Origin of the sequence: Bacillus jepli, from assembly GCF_047238305.1 — a bacterium.
Lineage (GTDB): Bacteria > Bacillota > Bacilli > Bacillales > Bacillaceae_L > Ferdinandcohnia.
The window spans coordinates 597,309-620,500 of record NZ_JBDFMO010000001.1 but is presented as its reverse complement, the minus strand read 5'-3'; the positions used below and the strand labels follow the sequence as shown (position 1 = coordinate 620,500).

At 40.0% G+C, this 23,192-nt stretch carries 20 protein-coding genes; 16 read left to right on the top strand and 4 right to left on the bottom strand.

All coding sequences use genetic code 11. The features are described from left to right. Positions 1-6 precede the first annotated feature (6 nt). From purM to purD, 4 genes are read left to right on the top strand one after another with little or no spacing between them, the layout of a single operon-like run. Complete coding sequence (gene purM / locus ABC371_RS03045; protein ID WP_412895526.1) at positions 7-1,047, top strand: phosphoribosylformylglycinamidine cyclo-ligase; 1,041 nt, start codon at positions 7-9, stop codon at positions 1,045-1,047. Continuing rightward, positions 1,044-1,628: a phosphoribosylglycinamide formyltransferase gene (purN, locus tag ABC371_RS03040; RefSeq protein WP_412895525.1), complete on the top strand. Its 585-nt coding sequence runs from the start codon at positions 1,044-1,046 to the stop codon at positions 1,626-1,628. Before purM ends, purN begins: the two co-directional genes overlap by 4 nt. A gap of 13 nt (positions 1,629-1,641) precedes the next feature. Beyond that, positions 1,642-3,180: a bifunctional phosphoribosylaminoimidazolecarboxamide formyltransferase/IMP cyclohydrolase gene (purH, locus tag ABC371_RS03035; RefSeq protein WP_412895524.1), complete on the top strand. Its 1,539-nt coding sequence runs from the start codon at positions 1,642-1,644 to the stop codon at positions 3,178-3,180. 34 nt (positions 3,181-3,214) lie between these two features. Further along, complete coding sequence (purD, locus tag ABC371_RS03030) at positions 3,215-4,507, top strand: phosphoribosylamine--glycine ligase (protein ID WP_412895523.1); 1,293 nt, start codon at positions 3,215-3,217, stop codon at positions 4,505-4,507. Between the two features lie 84 nt (positions 4,508-4,591). Here purD and ABC371_RS03025 read toward each other — a convergent pair whose 3' ends face one another. Next, positions 4,592-4,849 (bottom strand): YgaP family membrane protein, encoded by a 258-nt coding sequence (locus ABC371_RS03025; RefSeq protein ID WP_412895522.1) that lies wholly within the window; start codon positions 4,847-4,849, stop codon positions 4,592-4,594. A 148-nt stretch (positions 4,850-4,997) separates the two neighbouring features. On the opposite strand from ABC371_RS03025, the gene ABC371_RS03020 reads away from it, so the two are divergent. The 8 genes from ABC371_RS03020 to pruA all read left to right on the top strand — a co-directional run bounded on the left by ABC371_RS03020 (position 4,998) and on the right by pruA (position 16,417). After that, entirely contained in the window at positions 4,998-6,740 is a 1,743-nt protein-coding gene (locus tag ABC371_RS03020) for an adenine deaminase C-terminal domain-containing protein (RefSeq protein WP_412895521.1), read from the top strand. A 72-nt stretch (positions 6,741-6,812) separates the two neighbouring features. Next, a complete protein-coding gene (locus ABC371_RS03015) occupies positions 6,813-7,865 on the top strand; it encodes a DUF3048 domain-containing protein (protein WP_412895520.1) in 1,053 nt (350 codons plus the stop codon). Between the two features lie 32 nt (positions 7,866-7,897). Beyond that, positions 7,898-8,200 carry a YerC/YecD family TrpR-related protein gene (locus ABC371_RS03010; RefSeq protein WP_412895519.1) on the top strand — a complete coding sequence of 101 codons (303 nt, stop codon included), beginning with the start codon at positions 7,898-7,900 and terminating at the stop codon, positions 8,198-8,200. A gap of 243 nt (positions 8,201-8,443) precedes the next feature. Then, a complete protein-coding gene (gene pcrB, locus ABC371_RS03005; RefSeq protein WP_412895518.1) occupies positions 8,444-9,130 on the top strand; it encodes a heptaprenylglyceryl phosphate synthase in 687 nt (228 codons plus the stop codon). Between the two features lie 70 nt (positions 9,131-9,200). After that, positions 9,201-11,429: a DNA helicase PcrA gene (gene pcrA, locus ABC371_RS03000; RefSeq protein WP_412899257.1), complete on the top strand. Its 2,229-nt coding sequence runs from the start codon at positions 9,201-9,203 to the stop codon at positions 11,427-11,429. A gap of 19 nt (positions 11,430-11,448) precedes the next feature. After that, a complete protein-coding gene (gene ligA, locus ABC371_RS02995) occupies positions 11,449-13,455 on the top strand; it encodes an NAD-dependent DNA ligase LigA (RefSeq protein ID WP_412895517.1) in 2,007 nt (668 codons plus the stop codon). Between the two features lie 12 nt (positions 13,456-13,467). Beyond that, the gene (locus tag ABC371_RS02990) at positions 13,468-14,688 is read left to right on the top strand and encodes a CamS family sex pheromone protein (RefSeq protein WP_412895516.1); all 1,221 of its coding nucleotides are present in this window, start codon (positions 13,468-13,470) and stop codon (positions 14,686-14,688) included. A gap of 181 nt (positions 14,689-14,869) precedes the next feature. Beyond that, positions 14,870-16,417, top strand: a complete 1,548-nt coding sequence (gene pruA, locus ABC371_RS02985; RefSeq protein WP_412895515.1) for an L-glutamate gamma-semialdehyde dehydrogenase — start codon at positions 14,870-14,872, stop codon at positions 16,415-16,417. 58 nt (positions 16,418-16,475) lie between these two features. Here pruA and ABC371_RS02980 read toward each other — a convergent pair whose 3' ends face one another. Together ABC371_RS02980 and ABC371_RS02975 are read right to left on the bottom strand one after the other, a co-directional pair. After that, a complete protein-coding gene (locus ABC371_RS02980; RefSeq protein ID WP_412895514.1) occupies positions 16,476-16,637 on the bottom strand; it encodes a hypothetical protein in 162 nt (53 codons plus the stop codon). Between the two features lie 241 nt (positions 16,638-16,878). Continuing rightward, positions 16,879-17,181 (bottom strand): iron-sulfur cluster assembly accessory protein, encoded by a 303-nt coding sequence (locus ABC371_RS02975; RefSeq protein ID WP_412895513.1) that lies wholly within the window; start codon positions 17,179-17,181, stop codon positions 16,879-16,881. A 460-nt stretch (positions 17,182-17,641) separates the two neighbouring features. Here ABC371_RS02975 and putP point away from each other — a divergent pair, with 460 nt between their 5' ends. Next, positions 17,642-19,156, top strand: coding sequence for a sodium/proline symporter PutP (gene putP / locus ABC371_RS02970; RefSeq protein WP_412895512.1), 1,515 nt, complete (start codon positions 17,642-17,644; stop codon positions 19,154-19,156). Between the two features lie 54 nt (positions 19,157-19,210). On the opposite strand, the gene ABC371_RS02965 is transcribed toward putP, so the two are convergent. Continuing rightward, positions 19,211-19,528 carry a thioredoxin family protein gene (locus ABC371_RS02965; RefSeq protein WP_412895511.1) on the bottom strand — a complete coding sequence of 106 codons (318 nt, stop codon included), beginning with the start codon at positions 19,526-19,528 and terminating at the stop codon, positions 19,211-19,213. A 195-nt stretch (positions 19,529-19,723) separates the two neighbouring features. On the opposite strand from ABC371_RS02965, the gene gatC reads away from it, so the two are divergent. From gatC to gatB, 3 genes are read left to right on the top strand one after another with little or no spacing between them, the layout of a single operon-like run. After that, on the top strand, positions 19,724-20,014 hold the full coding sequence (gene gatC, locus ABC371_RS02960; protein ID WP_412895510.1) for an Asp-tRNA(Asn)/Glu-tRNA(Gln) amidotransferase subunit GatC: 291 nt from the start codon (positions 19,724-19,726) through the stop codon (positions 20,012-20,014). A 14-nt stretch (positions 20,015-20,028) separates the two neighbouring features. Then, on the top strand, positions 20,029-21,486 hold the full coding sequence (gene gatA / locus ABC371_RS02955) for an Asp-tRNA(Asn)/Glu-tRNA(Gln) amidotransferase subunit GatA (protein WP_412895509.1): 1,458 nt from the start codon (positions 20,029-20,031) through the stop codon (positions 21,484-21,486). 15 nt (positions 21,487-21,501) lie between these two features. Further along, complete coding sequence (gene gatB, locus ABC371_RS02950; protein ID WP_412895508.1) at positions 21,502-22,932, top strand: Asp-tRNA(Asn)/Glu-tRNA(Gln) amidotransferase subunit GatB; 1,431 nt, start codon at positions 21,502-21,504, stop codon at positions 22,930-22,932. Positions 22,933-23,192 lie beyond the last annotated feature (260 nt).

The window sequence follows — 23,192 nt, the reverse complement described above, 5'->3', positions numbered from 1 at the left end:
AAAACAATGGCAAATGCTTATAAGCAAGCGGGAGTAGATATTGAAGCAGGCTATGAAGCTGTTTCCAGAATGAAAAAGCATGTCGCAAAAACAGTTCGCCCTGAAGTAATGGGTGGACTTGGTAGCTTTGGTGGTATGTTTGACCTTTCAAAAGTCAATGTGAAAGAGCCTGTTTTAGTTTCGGGCACGGACGGTGTTGGTACGAAGCTCATGTTGGCTTTTATGATGGATAAGCACGATACGATTGGAATCGATGCAGTTGCAATGTGTGTAAATGACATTGTGGTTCAAGGAGCAGAGCCCTTATACTTTTTAGATTATATTGCATGTGGAAAAGCAAAACCTGAAAAAATCGAACAGATTGTAAAAGGAATTGCAGATGGCTGTGAACAAGCGGGTTGTGCATTAATTGGCGGTGAAACAGCTGAAATGCCGGGCATGTATAGTGAGGATGAATATGATCTTGCGGGTTTTTCAGTAGGTGTTGCTGAGAAATCAAAGCTTGTAACAGGAGCTTCTATTAAGCCTGGTGATGTTTTAATTGGTCTTTCCTCCAGTGGCATTCACAGTAACGGCTATTCACTTGTACGTAAGGTGTTACTTGAAGATGGCGGGCTAGATCTTGCGAAAAACTATGGAGAAATCGGTCGTCCATTAGGGGAAGAACTTCTACAGCCTACAAAAATTTATGTGAAATCCTTGTTAAGAGCAATGGAGACATTTGAAATTAAGGGAATGTCCCATATTACTGGTGGAGGTTTTATTGAAAATATTCCTCGGATGCTACCAGACGGTGTGGGGGCGGAAATAGATTATGGCTCATGGCCAATTCCACCCATTTTTGACCTCCTTAAAGAGACAGGTAACCTTAATCGAAAAGAAATGTTTAATATTTTTAATATGGGAATTGGGATGGTTCTTGCTGTTGAAGAAGAGATTCTACAGGATGTGATTGGGCTTCTTGAAGAGCAAGGAGAAAAGGCATTTATTATTGGTCGTATAAAAGAAGGAAACGGTGTAACCTTTGGTGGAGGAGCACTTGTATGAAAAAAATAGCAGTTTTTGCATCAGGCAGTGGCACAAATTTTCAAGCGATTGTGAATTCAATTAAGGAAGGAAGGCTTGCAGCCAAAATTGAATTAGTAGTTTGTGATAAGCCGGGTGCAAAGGTGATTGAGCGGGCCTCAAAGGAATGGGTGGAGACTTTTGTTTTTTCACCAAAAGAATATCCACAAAAATCATTATTTGAAGCAGAAATTGTAGAAAAACTGCGTGCGAAAAATGTAGAATTAATAGTGTTAGCTGGATATATGAGATTAATTGGGGATACACTTTTACAGGCGTATCGTAATAAAATCGTGAACATCCATCCGTCATTACTGCCTGCATTTCCGGGTAAAGATGCGATTGGTCAGGCTTATCAAGCAGGTGTCAACACGACTGGCGTTACGATTCATTATGTCGATGAGGGCATGGATACGGGGCCAATCATTGCACAGCGGGAACTAGCAATCGAACCAGGAGATACGTTAGAAAGCATCGAAGAAAAAGTACATGAAATCGAACATGAATTTTATCCGCAAATCCTGCAATCTCTTGTAACAGCGAAGAGCGGGAATCTACAGTAAGGAGCGAATTAACGTGACAATTAAACGTGCACTTGTCAGTGTTTCAGATAAACAAGGTCTTGTTCCATTTGTAAAAGGCTTAATTGAAAATGGGGTTGAAGTTATCTCAACAGGCGGAACAAAACGTACTCTTGAAGAGGCAGGACTTACCGTTATCGGAATTTCAGAAGTAACCGGCTTTCCAGAAATCATGGATGGGCGAGTAAAAACCCTTCATCCCAATATTCATGGTGGACTTCTTGCAGTTCGAGATAATGTGGAACATGTTAAACAGCTTCAAGAACATCAGATTACACCGATTGATTTAGTTGTTGTAAACCTTTATCCATTCCAACAAACGATTGCAAAGCCAGACGTTCAGTTTGAAGATGCGATTGAAAATATCGATATCGGTGGACCATCTATGCTTCGTTCTGCAGCTAAAAACCACAAGTATGTAACAGTTGTTGTTGACCCACAGGATTACGACGGCGTTTTAGCAGAAATTACGGAAAAGGGTGAGGTCGCAGCACAAACAAAGCTTCGCTTAGGGGCAAAGGTTTTCCGTCATACGGCAGCTTATGATGCAGTCATTGCTGAATTCTTAACAAATGCAGCGGGTGAGGAAAGTCCAGAATCCTTAACGGTTACGTATGAGAAGAAACAAGACCTTCGATATGGAGAAAACCCACATCAAAAGGCTGCATTCTATAAAAAACCATTAGGTACGCCTGTTTCCATTGCGTCTGCCACACAATTACACGGAAAAGAACTATCTTACAATAATATTAATGATGCAGATGCTGCACTACAAATCGTCAAAGAGTTCAAAGAGCCAGCAGCAGTAGCTGTAAAACATATGAACCCTTGTGGAGTAGGAGTGGGAAATACATTAGAGGAAGCATATCAAAAAGCATATGAAGCAGATTCTACATCTATTTTTGGTGGAATTATCGCGGTTAACCGTGAAGTTGACGCACAAACTGCTCATAAATTGCGCGAGATTTTCTTAGAAATTGTTATTGCCCCATCATTTAGCGAAGAAGCTTTTGAGATTCTTTCTTCAAAGAAAAACTTACGTCTACTAACAGTTGATTTTTCCGATGACAAGAAGGCCCTGAAGAAGCTTGTGTCCGTTCGTGGTGGATTGCTTGTTCAGGATGAAGATGCATATGGCTTAGATGATGCAACCATTTCTATTCCGACAAAACGTGAACCAACTGAGCAAGAATGGGCTGATTTAAAGCTTGGCTGGAAGGTCGTAAAACACGTGAAATCAAATGCAATTGTCTTAGCAAAAGACGATATGACAATTGGAATTGGTGCAGGTCAAATGAACCGTGTTGGGTCAGCGAATATTGCGATTACTCAAGCAGGTGAAAAGGCAAAAGGATCAGCACTTGCATCAGATGCCTTCTTCCCAATGGGTGACACAGTTGAAGCTGCAGCAAAAGCAGGTATCACAGCAATCATCCAACCAGGTGGATCAATCCGTGACGAAGAGTCCATTCAAAAAGCAGACGAATACGGAATCGCAATGGTCTTTACTGGAGTACGTCATTTCAAACACTAAGATCATTTAAATCCAATCATTATGGGGTGAATAAATGAAAGTACTAATCGTGGGTCGTGGTGGCCGTGAACATACGCTTGTCTGGAAGGTTGCTCAAAGTCCCAAAGTAGACACAGTTTATGCGGCACCTGGTAATCCAGGCATGAAGGATATTGCTACCTTAGTCAATATCGATGAAAATGATTTTGACCGTCTAATTGAATTCGTTAAGCAAGAACAAGTCGATCTTACTCTAGTCGGTCCCGAGGTTCCATTAATCAATGGGATTGTCAATCGATTTCAGGCAGAAGGCTTAGCCATTTTTGGACCAACAAAAGAAGCGGCTCTGCTTGAAGGTAGTAAATCGTTTGCGAAGGAAATCATGAAAAAATACAAGATTCCAACGGCGGAATACGAAACATTTACCTCTTACGAAGATGCTAAACGATATATCCTAGAAAAAGGTGCCCCAATCGTAATCAAAGCAGATGGCTTAGCTGCTGGAAAAGGTGTGACAGTTGCTCTTACCTTAGATGAGGCCTTATCAAGTGTGTATGACATGCTTGAGGCGAATAAATTTGGCGAAGCAAGTGCTCAGGTTGTGATTGAAGAGTTTCTAGAAGGAGAGGAATTCTCATTAATGGCTTTTGTGGACGGAAAAAAAGCCTATCCCATGGTTATATCACAAGACCATAAGCGTGCCTTTGATAATGATGAGGGTCCAAACACAGGAGGGATGGGTGCCTATTCTCCCGTTCCGCAAATTTCAGAGGAAGTTGTTCAAACAGCGATTGAAACGATCATCAATCCAACCGTTAAAGCGATGGAAGCCGAAGGAAGAAGGTTTACGGGCATTCTTTATGCGGGCTTAATTTTAACTGTAAATGGACCAAAGGTCATCGAATACAATGCTCGTTTTGGCGACCCTGAAACACAGGTAGTTCTCCCACGTTTAGAGTCTGATTTTATTGAAGTGGTCGAAGGACTGCTGGAGCAAAAGGAGATAACCCTTGAGTGGTCTAACAAAGCAACTCTAGGTGTCGTGCTTGCTTCAAAAGGCTATCCAGAAAGCTATGAAAAAGGGGCAATCATTGAAGGGTTAAACAACGTAGATAAAAAAATCTCCGTTTTCCATGCTGGAACAGATAGGGTGAATGGTCAATTTGTTACGAATGGCGGAAGGGTTTTAACCGTTGTTGCAAGCGGTGAGAGCCTTGAAGAAGCCCAGGATATTGTCTACCAAGAAGCGGGAAAAATTCAGTGTTCAAATCTATTTTACCGAAAAGATATCGGGAATAAGGCTCTAGCTCATAGCTCAATGAGCGATGCTAAAGCGCAATTCGTGTAATTAACGCGCAGTCCTGATTATCTAACGCGCAATTAACCTATAGTAGAACGCAAAAAAGGTAAGAGGGACGCCCTCTTACCTTTTTTAAGATGGATTTACTGGAGGAAGCTGTTTTTGTAGTTCTGGCTCTTCTTGCTTCCTTTCAACATATTCATAAAAGAGAGCTGTTAGCGGGCAAAAACGTGTTATCCCCTCAGCTACCTTCATTCCCCCAAGCATTGCAACCACAATAAAGCTTTCGCGCCATGGGCGTTTAACCATTTTTGCTGTTGCCCATGCCAGCATCGTAAACCCACAAGTGATTCGAATTAACGCATTAATCATCCCAATATTTGGTTTCATTTGATTGACCCCTTTACATATCTTTACAAACAAACTTAAAAATTTTTACAAATTTTCACAAAGTCTTTAATGCAGTAAATCGATTAATATGGTACTATAATGTAAAGCGCTTCCATGAGGCTTTAAGCTGAGATAGGAGAGATGGTTAATGGTTGGGCAACGTTACCGCTGGAAAAATAAGCAACTTCGAGAACATGTTGCTGTCATAGATGGAAAAAAATCACCAACGATTCTATTAAAAAATGTCACATACTTAAATCAACTATTAAGAAAATGGATTAACGCACATATTTGGATTTACCAAGATCGCATTGTGTATGTTGGTCAACAGTTACCATCAAAACTCACCGACTGTGAAGTAGTGGAGTGTGATGGGAAATTCGTTGTGCCAGGTTATATTGAACCTCATGCACATTCTTTTCATTTATATAATCCCCACTCATTTGCTCAATATGCATCCCAAACAGGGACAACAACTATCATCAATGACAACTTAGTACTTGCGTTACAAACGACAAAAAAGAAAGCGTTTTCTTTTTTGGAGGAAATGAAGAAACTTCCTGTAACGATGTACTGGTGGTGCCGTTACGACCCTCAGACTGAAATTCATCATGAGGAACAAGCTTTTTCGAACGGGAATGTACTAAGCTGGATAGAACATGATTCAGTTGTTCAAGGTGGAGAATTGACAGGATGGCCAAAGCTGCTTGACGGCGATGACCTTATGCTACATTGGATTCAAGAAACAAAAAGGATTGGAAAGAAAGTTGAAGGGCATTTCCCTGGAGCTTCGGAAAAAACATTAGCCAAATTGATGCTATTAGGTGCTGACAGTGATCATGAATCAATGACAGGAACCGACGTGTTAAATCGTCTACTACAAGGATACACCACTTCGCTACGATACTCATCGATTCGTCCGGACTTGCCTAAAATTTTAGACGAAATTCATGAAATGGGCATTGATCAGTATGATCATTTCATCTTTACGACCGATGGTTCACCGCCTGCTTTTTACGAGCAGGGAATCATTGATAATATGATTAAAATTGCCATTGAAAAAGGCGTGCCAATCATAGATGCGTACAATATGGCGACAATTAATGTGGCAAGACATTATAATATTGAGAACCTCCATGGTATGATTGCAACAGGAAGAATCGCAAACCTTAATATTTTATCAACAAAAGACAATCCGACTCCTGAATCCGTTCTTTCTAAAGGAGTTTGGTTAAAGCGAGATAATAAAGACCAGAATGCGTTTCCAGAATTTCCATGGAAGAGCGAAGGTTTTTCAAATCTTTCTACAAACTGGGATCTAACGCTAGATGATCTTCAATTTTCCATGCCATTTGGAATGAAGATGGAAAATGCGGTTATTATGAAACCATATTCCATTTCCATCGATGCATCTTATGATGAGCTTTCCATGGATCATGATGAGAGCTTTCTAATGCTAGTGGACAGAGAAGGGAAATGGCGTGTAAACACAATCGTAAAAGGTTTTGCAAACCGAATTTCCGGATTTGCAAGTTCTTTCTCAAATACGGGTGATTTTGTATTAATTGGTAAAAATAAAAAGGATATGCTTCTTGCCTTTAATCGAATGAAGGATATAGGCGGTGGAATGGTTTTAACAGAAGGGGGGATCGTCCTGCACGAAATCCCATTAGATATAGGTGGAGTGACATCATCAAAATCTGTGGTAGAATTAAGCTCGCTTGAAAAAGAATTCGTCCGATTAGTCCGGGAACGCGGATATAATCATAGTGATCCGATCTATACGTTAACATTTTTATCGTCTACTCACTTGCCATATATTCGCATCACACCTCAAGGGATTTATGATGTCATGAATAAAATAGTACTCTTTCCGTCAATAATGCGTTAAAATATAAAAGGATTTAACCAAATACGCCAAAACGCATGAGATTTAATTTTAACAAAGGTTGTGTGCTCGATCATGAAAAAGACTTTATACATTTTAGGAATTGTCCTATTACTTCTAACCGCAGCATGTAGTAATAAAGAAGAAGCTTCAAAACAGCAGGATGAGCATGAACCAAAACAAACTGAACCGGTTGCAAAAGAAGAACCGAGCCAAGAGTTTGAACATGTTTTTCCGTTAACAGGGGTACAGACAAATGATGACATAAACAATCGTCCATTTGCTGTAATGGTTAACAATCATCCGCAAGCACGTCCCCAATCCGGTTTACACATGGCCGATGTCGTCTATGAAGTGTTAGCTGAAGGCGATGTTACACGCTTCCTAGCGGTGTTCCAAAGTGAGAAACCAGAGATAATTGGACCTGTTCGTAGTGCGAGAGATTATTATATTGAGTTGAGCAAAGGCTTTGATGCCTTATATGTGGCCCATGGATGGAGCCCTGAAGCCCAACAAATATTGAACAGCGGCAAGGTCGACAACATAAATGGTATGGTCTATGACGGCACTCTGTTTTGGAGAGCTGACCATAATGTTGCTCCCCATAACTCGTATATTTCATTTGAAAATATCGTAAAAGGGGCAGATAAACAAGGATATACAATGGAAGAAGAGGTTCCAAGCTTTGTATTTTTATCTGAGGACGAAGAAAATGGAATCGAAGGAACACAAGCTGAACATGTTCGAGTGTCCTACTCATCAAGAGATATTTTTGCTGCTGTCTATGATTATAATCAAGAAAAAGGCAAGTATGAGCGATATAGCGGTGGCGATCAAACAGTTGACCGAGAAACGAATACTCCAGTGCTACTTGATAATGTGTTAATCGTTGAAATGAATCATCGTTTTATTGATGATTATGGTAGACGCGCCATCGATGTGACCTCTGGAGGTAAAGGCTATTTACTTCAAAAAGGTAAAGCCCAGGAAATTGAGTGGAGAAATGTTGATGGACGAATTGTTCCTTTTGTGAATGGGAAAGAAATTGGCTTTGTTCCAGGAAAAACATGGATTAATATTATTCCAACAACACCAGGAATTGCGGGCGCCGTTTCGTTTGGGAATTAGAAGAACATTTTAAAAAGGGAGATACTATCTATATGCAAATTGATAAATTACGTGGTAAAGAACTTGATCAATTATTTAATGCAATCCTTTCATTAAAAGATCTAGAGGAGTGCTATCGATTCTTTGATGATTTATGTACTGTAAATGAAATTCAATCATTGGCTCAACGCCTTGAAGTTGCAAGAATGCTTCAAGAAGGAAACACGTACCATAAGATTGAAACGGAAACAGGAGCTAGTACGGCGACTATTTCACGTGTCAAACGATGCTTAAATTATGGTAATGATGCCTATCAAATGGCACTAGACCGTGTAAAAGAAACGGAAAATCAATAAACATTGAGACGAAAGTCGGAACCTTGGGGTTTCGGCTTTTTTCTTTGAGGGCAAAAATGATAAAAATAGTATTCATAATTTATAAACAGTATTTTTTAATTAAAAACAGTATTTGTTTGATTAACAACAGTATTTCTAAATTATCAACAGTAAAATAGAAATTATTTGAAATCCACCTAGGTATTAATAGATGCGTGTAGTTTTGTTATAATGGAGGAATGGAAAGATGAATGGAGGATCTTCATGTACGACTTTAGAGAATGGAGACATGTTTTTAAGCTGGATCCGAACAAGGAAATCAGTGAGGAACATTTAGATGCAATTTGTGAATCTGGTACAGATGCCATTATCGTTGGCGGAACGGATGGGGTGACACTAGACAATGTCCTTCACCTTATGTCTGGAATCCGACGCTATACGGTACCTGTTGTTTTAGAAATTTCGAACATCGAGTCAGTTACACCTGGCTTTGATTTATATTTTATTCCAACCGTTTTAAATAGTAGTGATACAAGATGGATGATGGGACTGCACCATGAGGCGGTTAAGGAATATGGAGATGTAATGAATTGGGATGAAATGATAATGCAGGGGTATTGCATCCTCAATGAAGATTGCAAGGCTGCTAAGCTAACGGGGGCCAATGCCTCCTTAAGCAAGGATGAGACGATTGCTTATGCAATCATGGCGGAGAAAATGTTTTCGCTCCCTATCTTTTATTTAGAATATAGCGGGACTTATGGCGATAAGGAAATCGTTGAGGCCGTAAAAAACAACCTAGAAAAAACAAAACTGTTTTATGGCGGGGGAATCAAGACGCCTGAGCAAGCAAAAGAAATGGCTCAATGTGCAGATACTGTTGTTGTTGGGAATATTATCTATGAAGATATAAATACAGCCTTAAAAACAGTACAAGCTGTTAAGGGATAAACGTGGAATTTTATATGGAAATCGGCTAAAATAGAACATATGTACGAATCGGAAAGGAACGGTGAAGACATTGCAATTTATCAGCAATAAATTATTAGCAGGATTAAACGAACAGCAGCAAGAAGCCGTTAAAGCAACAGATGGTCCACTTCTAATTATGGCAGGTGCGGGGAGTGGAAAGACTCGGGTTCTAACACACCGTATTGCATATTTAATGGTGGAAAAGCAAGTAGCACCTTGGAATATATTGGCGATCACCTTCACAAACAAAGCAGCTCGTGAAATGAAGGAACGTGTTCAAGCGATTTTAGGCGGTGCTGCTGAGGACATTTGGATTTCAACGTTCCACTCTATGTGTGTTCGAATTTTACGAAGAGATATCGATCGCTTAGGGTTCAACCGCAATTTTTCAATATTGGATACAACCGACCAGCTTTCGGTTATCAAAAATATTTTAAAAGAGAAAAACATCGATCCGAAGAAATTTGATCCACGTTCGATTCTTGGTACGATTAGCAGTGCGAAAAACGAATTACAAACACCTGAAGAGTATGAAAAAACAGCAGGTGGCATGTATGAACAAATCGTGAGTGATGTCTATAAGTTGTATCAAAAAAGACTTCGTAAAAATCAGGCACTCGATTTTGATGATCTCATTATGATTACGATCCAGCTTTTCAAGCGGGTTCCAGAAGTGCTCGAATTCTATCAACGTAAGTTTCAATACATCCATGTGGATGAGTATCAGGATACGAACCGCGCTCAGTATATCCTAGTTAAACTCCTTGCATCACGTTTTAAGAACTTATGTGTTGTTGGTGATTCCGATCAGTCCATCTACCGTTGGCGTGGCGCAGATATTGCCAATATCCTTTCATTTGAAAAAGACTACAAAAATGCAAAAGTGATTCTTCTTGAACAAAATTACCGTTCAACGCAACGAATCCTAAAGGCTGCAAACCAAGTCATTCAAAACAATATGAATCGTAAAGCAAAAAATCTTTGGACTGAAAATGATGAAGGGAATAAGATTTTTTATTACCGTGCTGACAGCGAGTCAGGAGAAGCACAATTTGTGGCAGGAAAAATACGCGAACTTGTAAATGGCGGAAAACGTTCCTATAAAGATATTGCGATTTTATATCGAACCAATGCCCAATCCCGTGTAATGGAGGAAGTATTACTCAAATCGAATATCAACTACCAAATTGTCGGCGGGATTAAGTTCTATGACCGTAAAGAAATCAAGGATATTTTGGCATACTTACGTGTGATTGCCAATCCAGATGATGATATTAGTTTAACGAGAATCATTAATGTGCCGAAACGTGGAATTGGCGCAACCTCTATTGATAAAATTGCAAACTATGCGATTGCACAGGACCTTTCCATTTTCCAAGCATTACAAGAGGTTGAGCAGATCGGATTAAGCGCGAAAATAACCAATTCGTTACGTGAGTTTCGCGATTTAATTAATAATTGGGACCAAATGCAGGATTATTTATCGGTAACTGAACTGGTTGAGAGTGTGTTAGAGAAAACCGGTTACTTAGAAGCCTTAAAGACGGAAAAAACACTTGAATCGCAAAGCCGAATCGAAAACATCGAAGAATTTTTATCTGTTACACAAAACTTTGAGAAGGCAAACGATGATAAGAGTCTTGTGGCGTTCTTAACCGATTTAGCATTGGTAGCAGATATTGATAAACTTGAAGAAGATGAAAATGATAAAAATAATGCAGTTGTCCTCATGACCTTGCACTCAGCAAAAGGCCTTGAGTTCCCAGTTGTCTTTTTGATGGGATTGGAAGAAGGAGTCTTTCCACATAGTCGATCCCTAATGGAAGAGGCTGAAATGGAGGAAGAACGCCGACTTGCTTATGTTGGAATCACAAGGGCAGAGGAAGAGCTATATATATCGAATGCTCAAATGAGAACTCTATATGGTCGGACGTCAATGAATCCAGTATCACGATTTATTGCGGAAATTCCAGAAGAGCTTCTTGAAGATTTAGGTGCACAACGCAAACAGCAAATGCGTACTCCGTTTTCTTCAACATCATCACCTTCTAGGCAGCCTGAACGAAGAGTCTTCTCAAAACCACTTGCACAGTCAACGGGTGGAGATGAAATTGGCTGGAAGGTTGGCGACAAGGCTGAGCATAAAAAATGGGGAATTGGTACGGTTGTTAGTGTAAAAGGAGAAGGGGAATCAAAGGAATTAGACATTGCTTTCCCTAGTCCAACAGGAATCAAACGATTGCTTGCAAAATTTGCTCCAATCACCAAATCACATTAGGAAAGAGAGGATTGGATGAATGGATAAAACAACAGCACAAGAACGCGTTCGTGAGCTTCATGAGCTTTTAAATCAGTACAATTATGAATACCATGTGTTGGATAAGCCTTCTGTACCGGATGCGGAATATGATCGGTTGATACGGGAATTGATCCAACTTGAGGAGGATTTCCCGGAATTAAAGACGGGAGATTCGCCTACTGTCCGCGTCGGTGGACAGGTTCTTGAATCCTTTCAAAAAGTAGAGCACCAAATTCCGATGTTAAGTCTAGGAAATGCGTTCAATGAGCAGGATTTGCGTGATTTTGATCGCCGTGCTAGACAGGCAGTGGGTGACTCGATTTCCTATGTGTGTGAACTAAAGATAGATGGTCTTGCTGTGTCACTTCGCTATGAACAAGGGCGTTTTGTCCAAGGGTCAACACGTGGTGATGGAACAATTGGAGAAGATATTACCGTTAACTTAAAGACCATTCGATCTATCCCTCTTCGTTTAAAGAAGCCACTTGATATTGAAGTGCGCGGGGAAGCGTTTATGCCTAGAAAATCATTCGAAAGGCTAAACACTAAAAGACTCCAGAACGAGGAAGAACCGTTTGCAAATCCACGGAATGCAGCGGCAGGTTCATTAAGACAACTCGACCCGAAAATTGCTGCAAGTCGCAATCTCGATATCTTTTTATATGCCATTGCAGACACAACCAATTTGGGGGTTGATTCACATAGTGAAGGGCTTAATATGCTTGATGAAGTTGGCTTTAAAACAAATCCAGAACGCAGAAAATGTGCGACTATCGAGGAAGTTCTCGAATACATCACAGAATGGACAGAAAAGCGCCCATCCCTTGCGTATGATATTGATGGAATTGTGATAAAGGTTGATTCTTTTGATCAACAGGATGAGCTTGGCTTTACAGCGAAAAGTCCACGTTGGGCGATTGCTTATAAGTTTCCGGCAGAAGAGGTTGTTACAAAATTAATAGATATCGAATTAAGTGTTGGGAGAACGGGAGTCATTACGCCAACAGCAATCTTAGAACCAGTTCGTGTTGCGGGTACAACCGTTCAGCGGGCATCCCTTCATAATGAGGATTTAATCCGGGAAAAGGATATCCGCATTGGGGACTATGTTGTTGTGAAAAAAGCGGGAGACATCATTCCGGAGGTTGTGAATGTTCTTGTCGAAAAACGGACTGGCGAAGAGTCAGAATTCTTCATGCCGACACACTGTCCTGCCTGTGATAGTGAGTTAGTCCGCTTAGAAGGAGAAGTCGCTTTACGCTGTATTAACCCTAAATGCCCTGCCCAGATTAGGGAAGGCTTGATTCATTTCGTATCCCGTAATGCGATGAATATTGATGGTCTCGGAGAAAAGGTTATTTCGCAATTATTCGATGAAAAATTAATCACCGATGTAGCTGATATCTACACATTGACAAAGGAACAGCTAATTAATCTTGAGCGCATGGGTGAAAAATCAGCTGATAATTTATTAACTGCGATTGAGGTATCGAAATCGAATTCTTTAGAAAAGCTTTTATTTGGTTTAGGAATTCGCCATGTCGGGGCAAAGGCTGCAAAGACCCTAGCTCAACATTTTGAAACAATGGAGAAGCTACAGGTTGCAACTCTAGAAGAACTGACAGCCATTAACGAAATAGGTGAAAAAATGGCAGATGCCGTTGTCACCTATTTTGAGCAATCAGAGGTACATGAACTTTTAAATGAACTGCGTGAATATGGAATTAATATGGAATATAAGGGTCCTAAGCTTGTATCAGTGGAGGATAGTGATTCCTATTTTGCTGGTAAGACCATCGTCCTCACAGGTAAGCTTGAGCAACTAACTAGAAATGAAGCCAAAGCAGAAATTGAGGCCCTTGGGGGAAAAGTGACAGGTAGTGTAAGTAAAAGCACAGATCTTCTAGTTGCGGGTGAAGCAGCAGGTTCTAAGCTTACAAAAGCACAAGATTTACAAATTGAGATTTGGGATGAGGACAGACTGGTACAAGAACTAAGGAAGTAAGAGGTGTCGAACGTGAGAAACCTATACATTCTAGGTTTGGCGATGCTGCTTCTCTTATCTGGATGTGCGCCAAAATTTGATCAAGAGACAGAGGTCGTGCAGGATTCAGATAAAAAAGCGGAAAAGGCGATTATACCTAGATATAATATTTCAGATTCTTATTATAAAGCGGTTATCCCTTATAAAACAGGAAAAGCTCGAGGGATTGTCGCGGCATACATTAACAATCGTTTGGATATTGATGAATTTGAGACGGGATTAATGCGAATCGCTCAAGATTCATTCCCGTCCGATAAATACTTTTTTCAAGAAGGTCAACATTTAGAAAAAGATACGGTACAAGACTGGTTAAAGAGAAAACGAACCGATGCTCAGCAAAAAGCATATGAAGTGGCAGTGGCAAAAGACCCGAAAAAACCTAAACCATTACCAAACGAAGGGCTAAACCCAATTTTTGATACATCAAATGAGGATCCGGGATATGAAGCGGCGATGAAGAAGAGCCCGATTTATATTGGGACAATTGCCGAGCAGAATTATTTAATTAAAAATAACGAGGATAAGTTAGAGGTTGGGGGGATTGTGATTGGGATAGGTATGAACTCCCACCAATATTATAATCTTCCTGCCTCAATGGGTGGCTATCCGAGAGATGTAGAGATTTCAGATGCTGATATTGAAAGAGAAGGTAAAAAAGCAGCTGAGGAAATCATTAACCGAATTCGAACTAATAATGAATATGCAAGTATTCGCGATATTCCGATCGTGGTTGCTTTATTTAAACAAGAGGCAGCTAGTTCTGTTGCTCCGGGTAACTTTATTATGAAGGCAAAAGTGGACGCGAACTCCTCTAAAATTGGGAAATGGGAAACCATTAATGAAAAGTACTATTTCTTCCCATCAACCGAGGCAAAAAACAATTATCCTGATGATGCATTAATGGTACAAAATTTTTCAGACGCCATTGCTGATTTTTTCCCAAATTTCACAGCAGTTGTCGGAAGAGGCTTTTACAAGGATGAAGAATTAAAGGAGCTAACGTTAACCATTCCGATGCAATTCTATGGAAAAGCAGAGGTAATTGGATTCACCCAATATGTAACAGGTCTCATTATGGAGCATTTTGATAACTATATATCACTTCAGGTGTATATCGAATCTGAAAGTGGTGCAGAAAGTGTTATTGTAAGGGATGCAGGTGAAAGCGAACCAATCGTACATGTGTATAATTAAACCAGAGAAAACAAGATCTACTATTTGCGGTAGTTCTTGTTTTTTCATTTTGTAGTCGTCATTTTTAACAACTGATCGAAAATTGTCGAACTTCGTAAAGTTTAGATTATCATTTGAAGAAAGCGCTTTATTTTAGTAGAATGAGATTGTTACATTTAAACACTAAGGGAGGCGGAGTAGAATGGTAGTACCATATAAACATGAACCATTTACGGACTTTTCAATTGAAGAAAATAAGAAAGCGTTTGAGGCCGGCCTTAAAACTGTTGAAGCATATTTAGGTAGTGATTATGATTTAATCATTGGTGGTGAACGCATCTCAACCGAAGATAAAATCATCTCTGTTAACCCTGCAAACAAGGAAGAAGTAGTGGGGCGTGTTTCAAAAGCTAATCGTGAGTTAGCCGAAAAGGCCATGCAGGTTGCATATGAAACGTTCCAAACATGGAGAAAATCAAGCCCGGAAATGCGTGCTAATATTCTTTTTAAAGCTGCAGCGATTGTACGTCGTCGCAAACATGAATTTTCTGCAATTCTAGTAAAAGAAGCAGGTAAGCCATGGAACGAAGCGGACGCAGATACTGCTGAAGCGATTGACTTCATGGAGTACTATGGACGTCAAATGTTGAAATTAAAGGATGGAGTTCCAGTAGAAAGCCGTCCAATTGAACATAATCGTTTTACTTACATCCCGTTAGGTGTTGGGGTTGTCATTTCGCCTTGGAACTTCGCGTTTGCGATTATGGCTGGCATGACAACAGCTGCTTTAGTTTCCGGTAACACCGTACTACTTAAACCAGCTAGTACAACTCCAGTCATAGCAGCGAAATTCATGGAGGTTCTTGAAGAAGCAGGACTACCTGCAGGGGTTGTTAACTATATTTCAGGAAGCGGTTCTGAAGTTGGTGACTACCTAGTCGATCACGCGAAAACTCGCTTTATTAGTTTTACAGGTTCACGTGATGTAGGTCTACGAATCTATGAGCGTGCTTCCAAATTAAATGAAGGTCAAATCTGGCTAAAACGTGTCATCGCAGAAATGGGCGGTAAAGATACAATTGTTGTTGATAAAGAAGCAGATTTAGAACTTGCGGCTAAATCCATAGTGGCATCTGCATTTGGATTCTCTGGACAAAAATGTTCAGCATGTTCACGCGCAGTAATAGTAGAAGATGTATATGATGAGGTTCTAAACCGTGCGGTTGAATTAACAAAAGAATTAACTGTAGGTGACCCTACACAAAAGGGAACATTTATGGGACCAGTTAATGACCAAGGTGCGTATGACAAGATTATGAGCTACGTTGAAATTGGAAAGAACGAAGGGAAACTTCTTCATGGTGGAGAAGGAGACGACTCGAAGGGCTGGTTCATCCAACCAACAATCTTCGCTGATGTAGCGGAGGACGCGCGTATCATGAAGGAGGAAATCTTTGGGCCTGTTGTGGCATTCTGTAAAGCACAAGACTTCAACCATGCAATTGATATTGCCAATAACACAGAGTATGGATTAACAGGTGCAGTGATCTCAAACAACCGAGAAAATATTGAAAAAGCGAAAGAAGACTTCCATGTGGGTAATCTTTACTTCAATCGTGGATGTACAGGTGCGATTGTAGGCTATCAACCATTTGGTGGCTTCAATATGTCTGGAACAGACTCAAAAGCAGGAGGCCCAGACTACCTAATCCTTCACATGCAAGCAAAAACAACTTCAGAAATGCTGTAAAAATGAAACTCCCACTCTTATCGTAGAGTGGGAGTTATTTAAATATGAATTTAATTGCTTATTCTGTATCCTCTTCTGCTCCATCTTCTGTCTCTGTTTGATCGGATTGTTCTGTATCTGGTTGCTCTTGATCAGTATCAGTGTCTTCACTGCTACATGCTGTCATTAAGAAAATTGCTAGTAGGGATGCTCCAATTTTAAACATTAGGTTTTTTTTCATTGGTTACTCTACCTCCAGATAATAGTGTTATTTTTTGATTGGCTGACCAAGCTGCCAATCTAGATACAATATACAACAGACAATCCAGTAAAAGACTTGTTTTACAGTAAATATACAAACTATTTACATTTTATAGAAAATGATAATGAAAACGTTATTTAAAGTGGTAGAAATGTCTCTTGACTTAATGAGAGCAAACAAAAAGGGCGCGGAGAATTCACCGCGCCGACCTTATCTACTTTTAATGGTGATGATGTCCTTTTTTAGGATTAGTGATTACAAATTGTTCTTCAGGAACGTAGAAAAATTGGATCCAAATACCATCTAAAAATTCTGCATCCCTTGTATCTAGAAGGACTTCAACATCTTTATCGGTTTTAACAATTTCGTCGTGCTCTGTTGGATTATCAAATTGAAGGGCATAATGGGCGTGGTTGCCATGATGTTCTGTGATGACAACACGAAGCATTTTTCCTTCAGATTCTTCACTTTCGAGCATCTTCTTCATTATTTTTGCCGCATTACGATTAATTTTTACATTCATCCTGATTCTCCCATTTCCAAGTAAAATTTTATACTACTTATTTTCTCAGTATTTCTGAAAAATAACAAATATATAGCTTTTTTTCGAAAAAAGTTCAATTTAATTTTATTAGTTTTCATGAATAGATATTAGATTATTAGATTCATATTGCAAATTTAATCTAAAATGTTGAATAATTATACATTCGTAATTTAATTACCGAATATTCAATCTGTTCAGTAAACGATATTGTGTTACGATTAATTAGTGTTTTTTGTAATGTGCAGTTATTATCGAAAAATAGGAATTATCATGAAATTGTATATAACTGCATAAGGATAGAAAAAACAAAAAAGTGGGGTGGAAGTGTGGAATTTAATTTAACAGGTGCTACATGGTTTTGGTTGTTCGTGCCGATGCTTTCGTTAATCGTACTATCAACAATCACATTATTTACTGACAAAGGAGAGGATGTCTAAACATGGATATTAATCCACAAACGTTAACAGCCATTATTATTTATCTAATAGGGATGCTAGTCATTGGCATTCTGGCTGCTAGAATGACGAAAAATCTAACAGACTATGTCCTAGGAGGAAGACGACTAGGTGCTGGAGTTGCTGCATTAAGTGCCGGATCGTCTGATATGAGTAGCTGGCTCATGCTTGGTTTGCCTGGAGCATTGTATGCCGGTGGAATGGGTGAAATTTGGCTTGCTGTTGGTTTAGCAGTTGGAGCTTACCTTAATTGGCAATTTATTGCGAAGCCATTCCGAGTGTATACAGAGGTATCAAAGGATTCGATTACGGTACCGGATTTTCTTGAGAACCGATTCCGTGACCATTCAAAGCTTCTACGTGTTATTTCCGCGGTTGTCATCTTAGTGTTTTTTACCTTCTATACTTCTGCAAGTCTTGTCGGTGGAGCAATTCTTTTAGAAAGCTCATTTAAGATGGACTATGAACTTGCCTTATGGGTTGGAGCCGGTGTTATCCTTTCCTATACATTCTTTGGTGGTTTCTTAGCTGCAAGCTGGACCGATTTTGTTCAAGGAATCTTGATGTTCTTAGCATTAATCATAATTCCAATTGTAACTATCTTTGAATTAGGTGGATGGGGAGAAACAGTGAATAAGATTGGAGCGATTGATCCAGCTTATTTAGATGTCATGTCTGGAGCAACAACATTAGGAGTTATTTCACTATTAGCATGGGGCCTAGGTTATTTTGGGCAGCCACATATTATTGTTCGATTTATGGGAATTAAGTCAACAAAAGAAATTCCGAAAGCCCGTTTTATCGGGATGACATGGATGGTCTTATCGTTATTTGGTGCAATCTTTATTGGTTTTACAGGTATTGCGTATTTTGCTGATACCCCACTAGATAATGCAGAGACGGTATTCATTGTCTTTTCACAAGTGTTATTTAACCCATGGGTGGCTGGATTCTTATTAGCAGCAATTCTTGCAGCTATCATGAGTACGGTTGATTCGCAATTGCTTGTTTCTTCAAGTGCCTTGACACAGGACTTCTATAAAGCCATCTTTAAAAAGAATGCTAGTCCAAAAGAAGAAATGTGGGTTGGTAGAATTGCAGTTCTTGTGATTGCCGTAGTTGCTATTTTCCTAGGTTATGACCGTGATAGTAAGGTGTTAGATTTGGTGGGTTATGCATGGGCCGGATTTGGAGCTGCATTTGGTCCTGTTATCATTCTCTCCCTATTCTGGAAACGGATGAATCGTTGGGGAGCGTTAGCCGGAATGATCGTAGGAGCAGTTACAGTCGTTGTCTGGAGTATTCTTTCTACACCTAAATTGAATGAGGCTGGAGAGGTTATAAGAGAAGCTGTCATTCCATTTAGCTTGTATGAAATCGTTCCAGGTTTCCTACTTGCCCTAATTTCGATTATCGTCGTCAGCTTAGTTACAAAAGCACCATCCCAAGAAATCCTAGATGAATTTGACGATGTAAAAGAAAAACTGAAAAACGCATAATTTGATAGAATAAAAAAGAGGCCGTTCCTTTTACAGGTAACGGCCTTCTTATGTTTAGATTCCTAATCCTTCAAGGTATTCATTTACTTGCTCCGGAGTTTTTGCGTTCGCACTATGTAAGTGGCCAAGCTTTTCTCCGCCTTTATAATAAAGGAGACTTGGGATACCCATCACATCATACTTTTCAGCGATTTCAGGGAACTCGTCCTTGTCCATGCTGTACCAAGGAACACTATTGTGTGTGTCAAGAACCTCACCAATGAACGCTTCTAGGCGTCGGCAATCTGGACACCATGTTGTATCGAATTTTACAATAGCCCCTTCAGATTGAATAATCTCATTAAACTGTTCGACAGAAGTAATTCTTTCCATTTCTATCCCTCCACATCCATTAATTGCAACTTTACTATATCAAATTCCTAATCGAAAAGAAAAATAATCTGCCCGACCTCCATTTTTCGTGTTGGTTCTTTTCAAAATCGGGAAGAATGAGGGAGGAATTGTTGCCGAACGCCTGCAATTTTTGATATTATCAGTATATTGTATGGACGGTGGAGGTGAAGGGAAATGTCGAGGATTTCGATTGAAGAAGTAAAACATGTTGCAAACTTAGCACGTTTAGCCGTAACGGAAGATGAAGCAAAGATGTTCCAACAACAGTTGGATGGGATTATTTCATTTGCAGAGCAATTAAATGAATTAGATACAGAAAATGTGGAGCCAACTTCACATGTACTGTCTGTGAAAAATGTGATGCGTGAAGATGTCGCAAAAGAAGGATTACCTGTTGAAGAAGTATTAAAAAATGCACCAGATGCAAAGGATGGTCAATTCCGTGTACCATCAATCATTGAATAAAGGGGGGAGAAAGGATGTCACTTTTTGATCATAAAGTCTCAGAATTACATTCACTTTTACATAAAAAAGAAATTTCAGTTTCAGACCTTGTGGAAGAGTCATTTAAGCGAATCAACGCGGTTGATGATAAGGTACAAGCTTTTTTAACATTAAATGAAGAAAATGCAAGAGATTATGCAAAACAATTAGATGAAGCGCTTGGAAATAGCGATGAGCTGGGTCTATTATTTGGTATGCCGATTGGTGTGAAAGACAATATCGTCACAAAAGGCCTTCGTACGACGGCAGCAAGTAAAATTCTTGAAAACTTTGATCCTATCTATGATGCAACAGCTGTCCAAAAGCTTCAGAAGGCTCAAACGGTTACGGTTGGTAAATTGAACATGGACGAATTTGCAATGGGTTCATCGAATGAAAACTCTGGATTCATGGCAACAAAGAACCCTTGGGATCTCGAACGTGTTCCAGGAGGTTCTAGTGGTGGCTCGGCAGCTGCTGTTGCAGCAGGAGAAGTCTTATTCTCACTCGGCTCCGATACAGGTGGTTCGATTCGTCAACCGGCAGCTTTCTGTGGTGTGGTTGGTTTAAAACCTACGTACGGAAGAGTATCACGTTTTGGTTTAATCGCTTTTGCGTCGTCATTAGATCAAATTGGTCCGCTCACTCGCACAGTTGAGGACAATGCTTATCTTTTACAGGCGATTTCTGGAGTGGATCCAATGGATGCGACTTCTGCTAATGTAGACGTACCGAACTACGTATCAGCACTCACTGGTGATATTAAGGGTTTAAAAATCGCCGTGCCAAAGGAATACCTCGGTGAGGGTGTAAATGAAGAAGTCCGTCAATCTGTTCTTGATTCCTTAAAAGTTCTTGAAGGGCTAGGTGCAACTTGGGAAGAAGTTTCACTTCCACATTCTAAATATGCACTTGCTACTTATTACTTACTTTCCTCATCAGAGGCATCTGCAAACCTTGCTCGTTTCGACGGGGTTCGTTATGGATATCGTACAGACAATGCCGAAAATCTGATTGAAATGTACAAGCAAACAAGAAGCGAGGGCTTTGGGGACGAGGTAAAACGTCGTATCATGCTTGGAACGTTTGCTCTTAGCTCAGGGTATTATGATGCTTACTATAAAAAAGCGCAGAAAGTTCGTACATTAATCAAGAAAGACTTTGAAGATGTATTTGAAAAGTACGATGTGATCATTGGACCTACCACACCGACACCAGCATTTAAGATTGGTGAAAACATGGAGGACCCACTTACTATGTATGCCAATGATATTCTAACCATCCCAGTAAACCTAGCGGGTGTACCAGGAATATCAGTTCCATGTGGTTTTTCAAATGGATTACCACTAGGACTCCAAATTATTGGAAAGCATTTTGATGAAAGTACCATTTATCGTGTTGCAGATGCGTTTGAAAAAGCAACCGATCATCATAAACAAAAACCACAATTGTAAGGGGGGAAAACAAAAATGAAGTTTGAAACAGTTATCGGGTTGGAGGTTCACGTCGAACTGAAAACCGAATCAAAAATATTTTCAAGCGCGCCAAACGAATTTGGGGCTGCTCCAAATACAAACACAAGTGTCGTTGAATTAGGATACCCAGGTGTTCTTCCGGTTGTTAATAAAAAAGCTGTTGAGTGGGCAATGAAGGCTGCTATGGCTTTAAACTGTGAGATTAATCAGGAAACAAAATTTGACCGTAAAAACTATTTTTATCCGGATAATCCAAAGGCCTACCAAATCTCTCAATTTGATAAGCCGATTGGTGAGCATGGCTGGATTGAAATTGAAGTGAACGGTGAAAAGAAAAAGATTGGGATTACTCGTCTTCACCTAGAAGAAGATGCTGGTAAGCTTACTCACTCTGGTCGAGGCTATTCATTAGTCGACCTGAACCGTCAAGGAACACCATTGATTGAAATCGTATCAGAGCCAGACATTCGTACACCAGAAGAAGCATATGCATATTTAGAGAAATTAAAATCAATTGTCCAATATACAGGTGTGTCCGACTGTAAAATGGAGGAGGGCTCACTCCGTTGCGATGCCAACATCTCATTACGTCCTGTCGGTCAACAAGAGTTTGGAACAAAGACAGAGTTAAAGAACCTGAACTCATTCGCATTTGTTAAAAATGGTCTTGAGTATGAGGAAATTCGCCAAGCAGAAGTTTTATCTGCAGGTGGTGTGATTGAACAGGAAACACGCCGATATGATGAATCGTCAAAATCAACGATTTTAATGCGTGTTAAGGAAGGTTCTGATGATTACCGATACTTCCCTGAACCTGACTTAGTGGAACTTTATATTGACGATGAGTGGATGGAAAGAGTTCGTGCAGAAATTCCTGAGCTTCCAGACGTTCGTAAAAAACGTTATATTGAACAACTTGGTCTACCGGAATATGATGCAGCTGTACTTACTGTTACGAAAGAAACCTCAGATTTCTTTGAAGAAACAGTTGCGAACGGTGCAGATGCAAAGCAAGCATCAAACTGGATTATGGGTGAGGTTTCTGGTTACCTAAATGCGGAGCAGAAGGAATTACATGAAATTGCCTTAACGCCAGCGAGTCTTGCAGGCATGATCAAGCTAATCGAGAACGGAACGATTTCTTCTAAGATTGCGAAAACCGTTTTTAAAGAATTAATTGAAAATGGCGGAGAGGCAGAAGCAATCGTGAAGGAAAAAGGCCTCGTTCAGATTTCCGATGAAGGTGCGTTAACAAAGATCATCGTGGAGGTTATCGCAAACAACCCACAATCAGTAGATGATTATAAGAGCGGAAAAGGAAAAGCAATCGGCTTCTTAGTCGGTCAAGTCATGAAACAAACGAAAGGACAAGCTAACCCACAAATGGTTAACAAAATCCTTGTTGAAGAAATGAATAAACTATAATTGCGAAAGGGACCTGCTGAAGAGCGGGTCTTTTTTTCGTGTGCGCCCGGTAGGGGGGAGGACTAAGTGTACATATTTGGTTGAAATAGCACTAGGCATGTGCCGCAAGACTGTTCTAGCGGTACACGCTCGGCTCAAATATCACAGTAGATGTGCCGTAAGCTATGCTTCGGTAGACCGGCCAGCTAGACCTCAACAAGAAGCTTGTGATAAACACAGAAAACGCGAATTCCCCAAAGTTCACAAATAACTAGAATAAA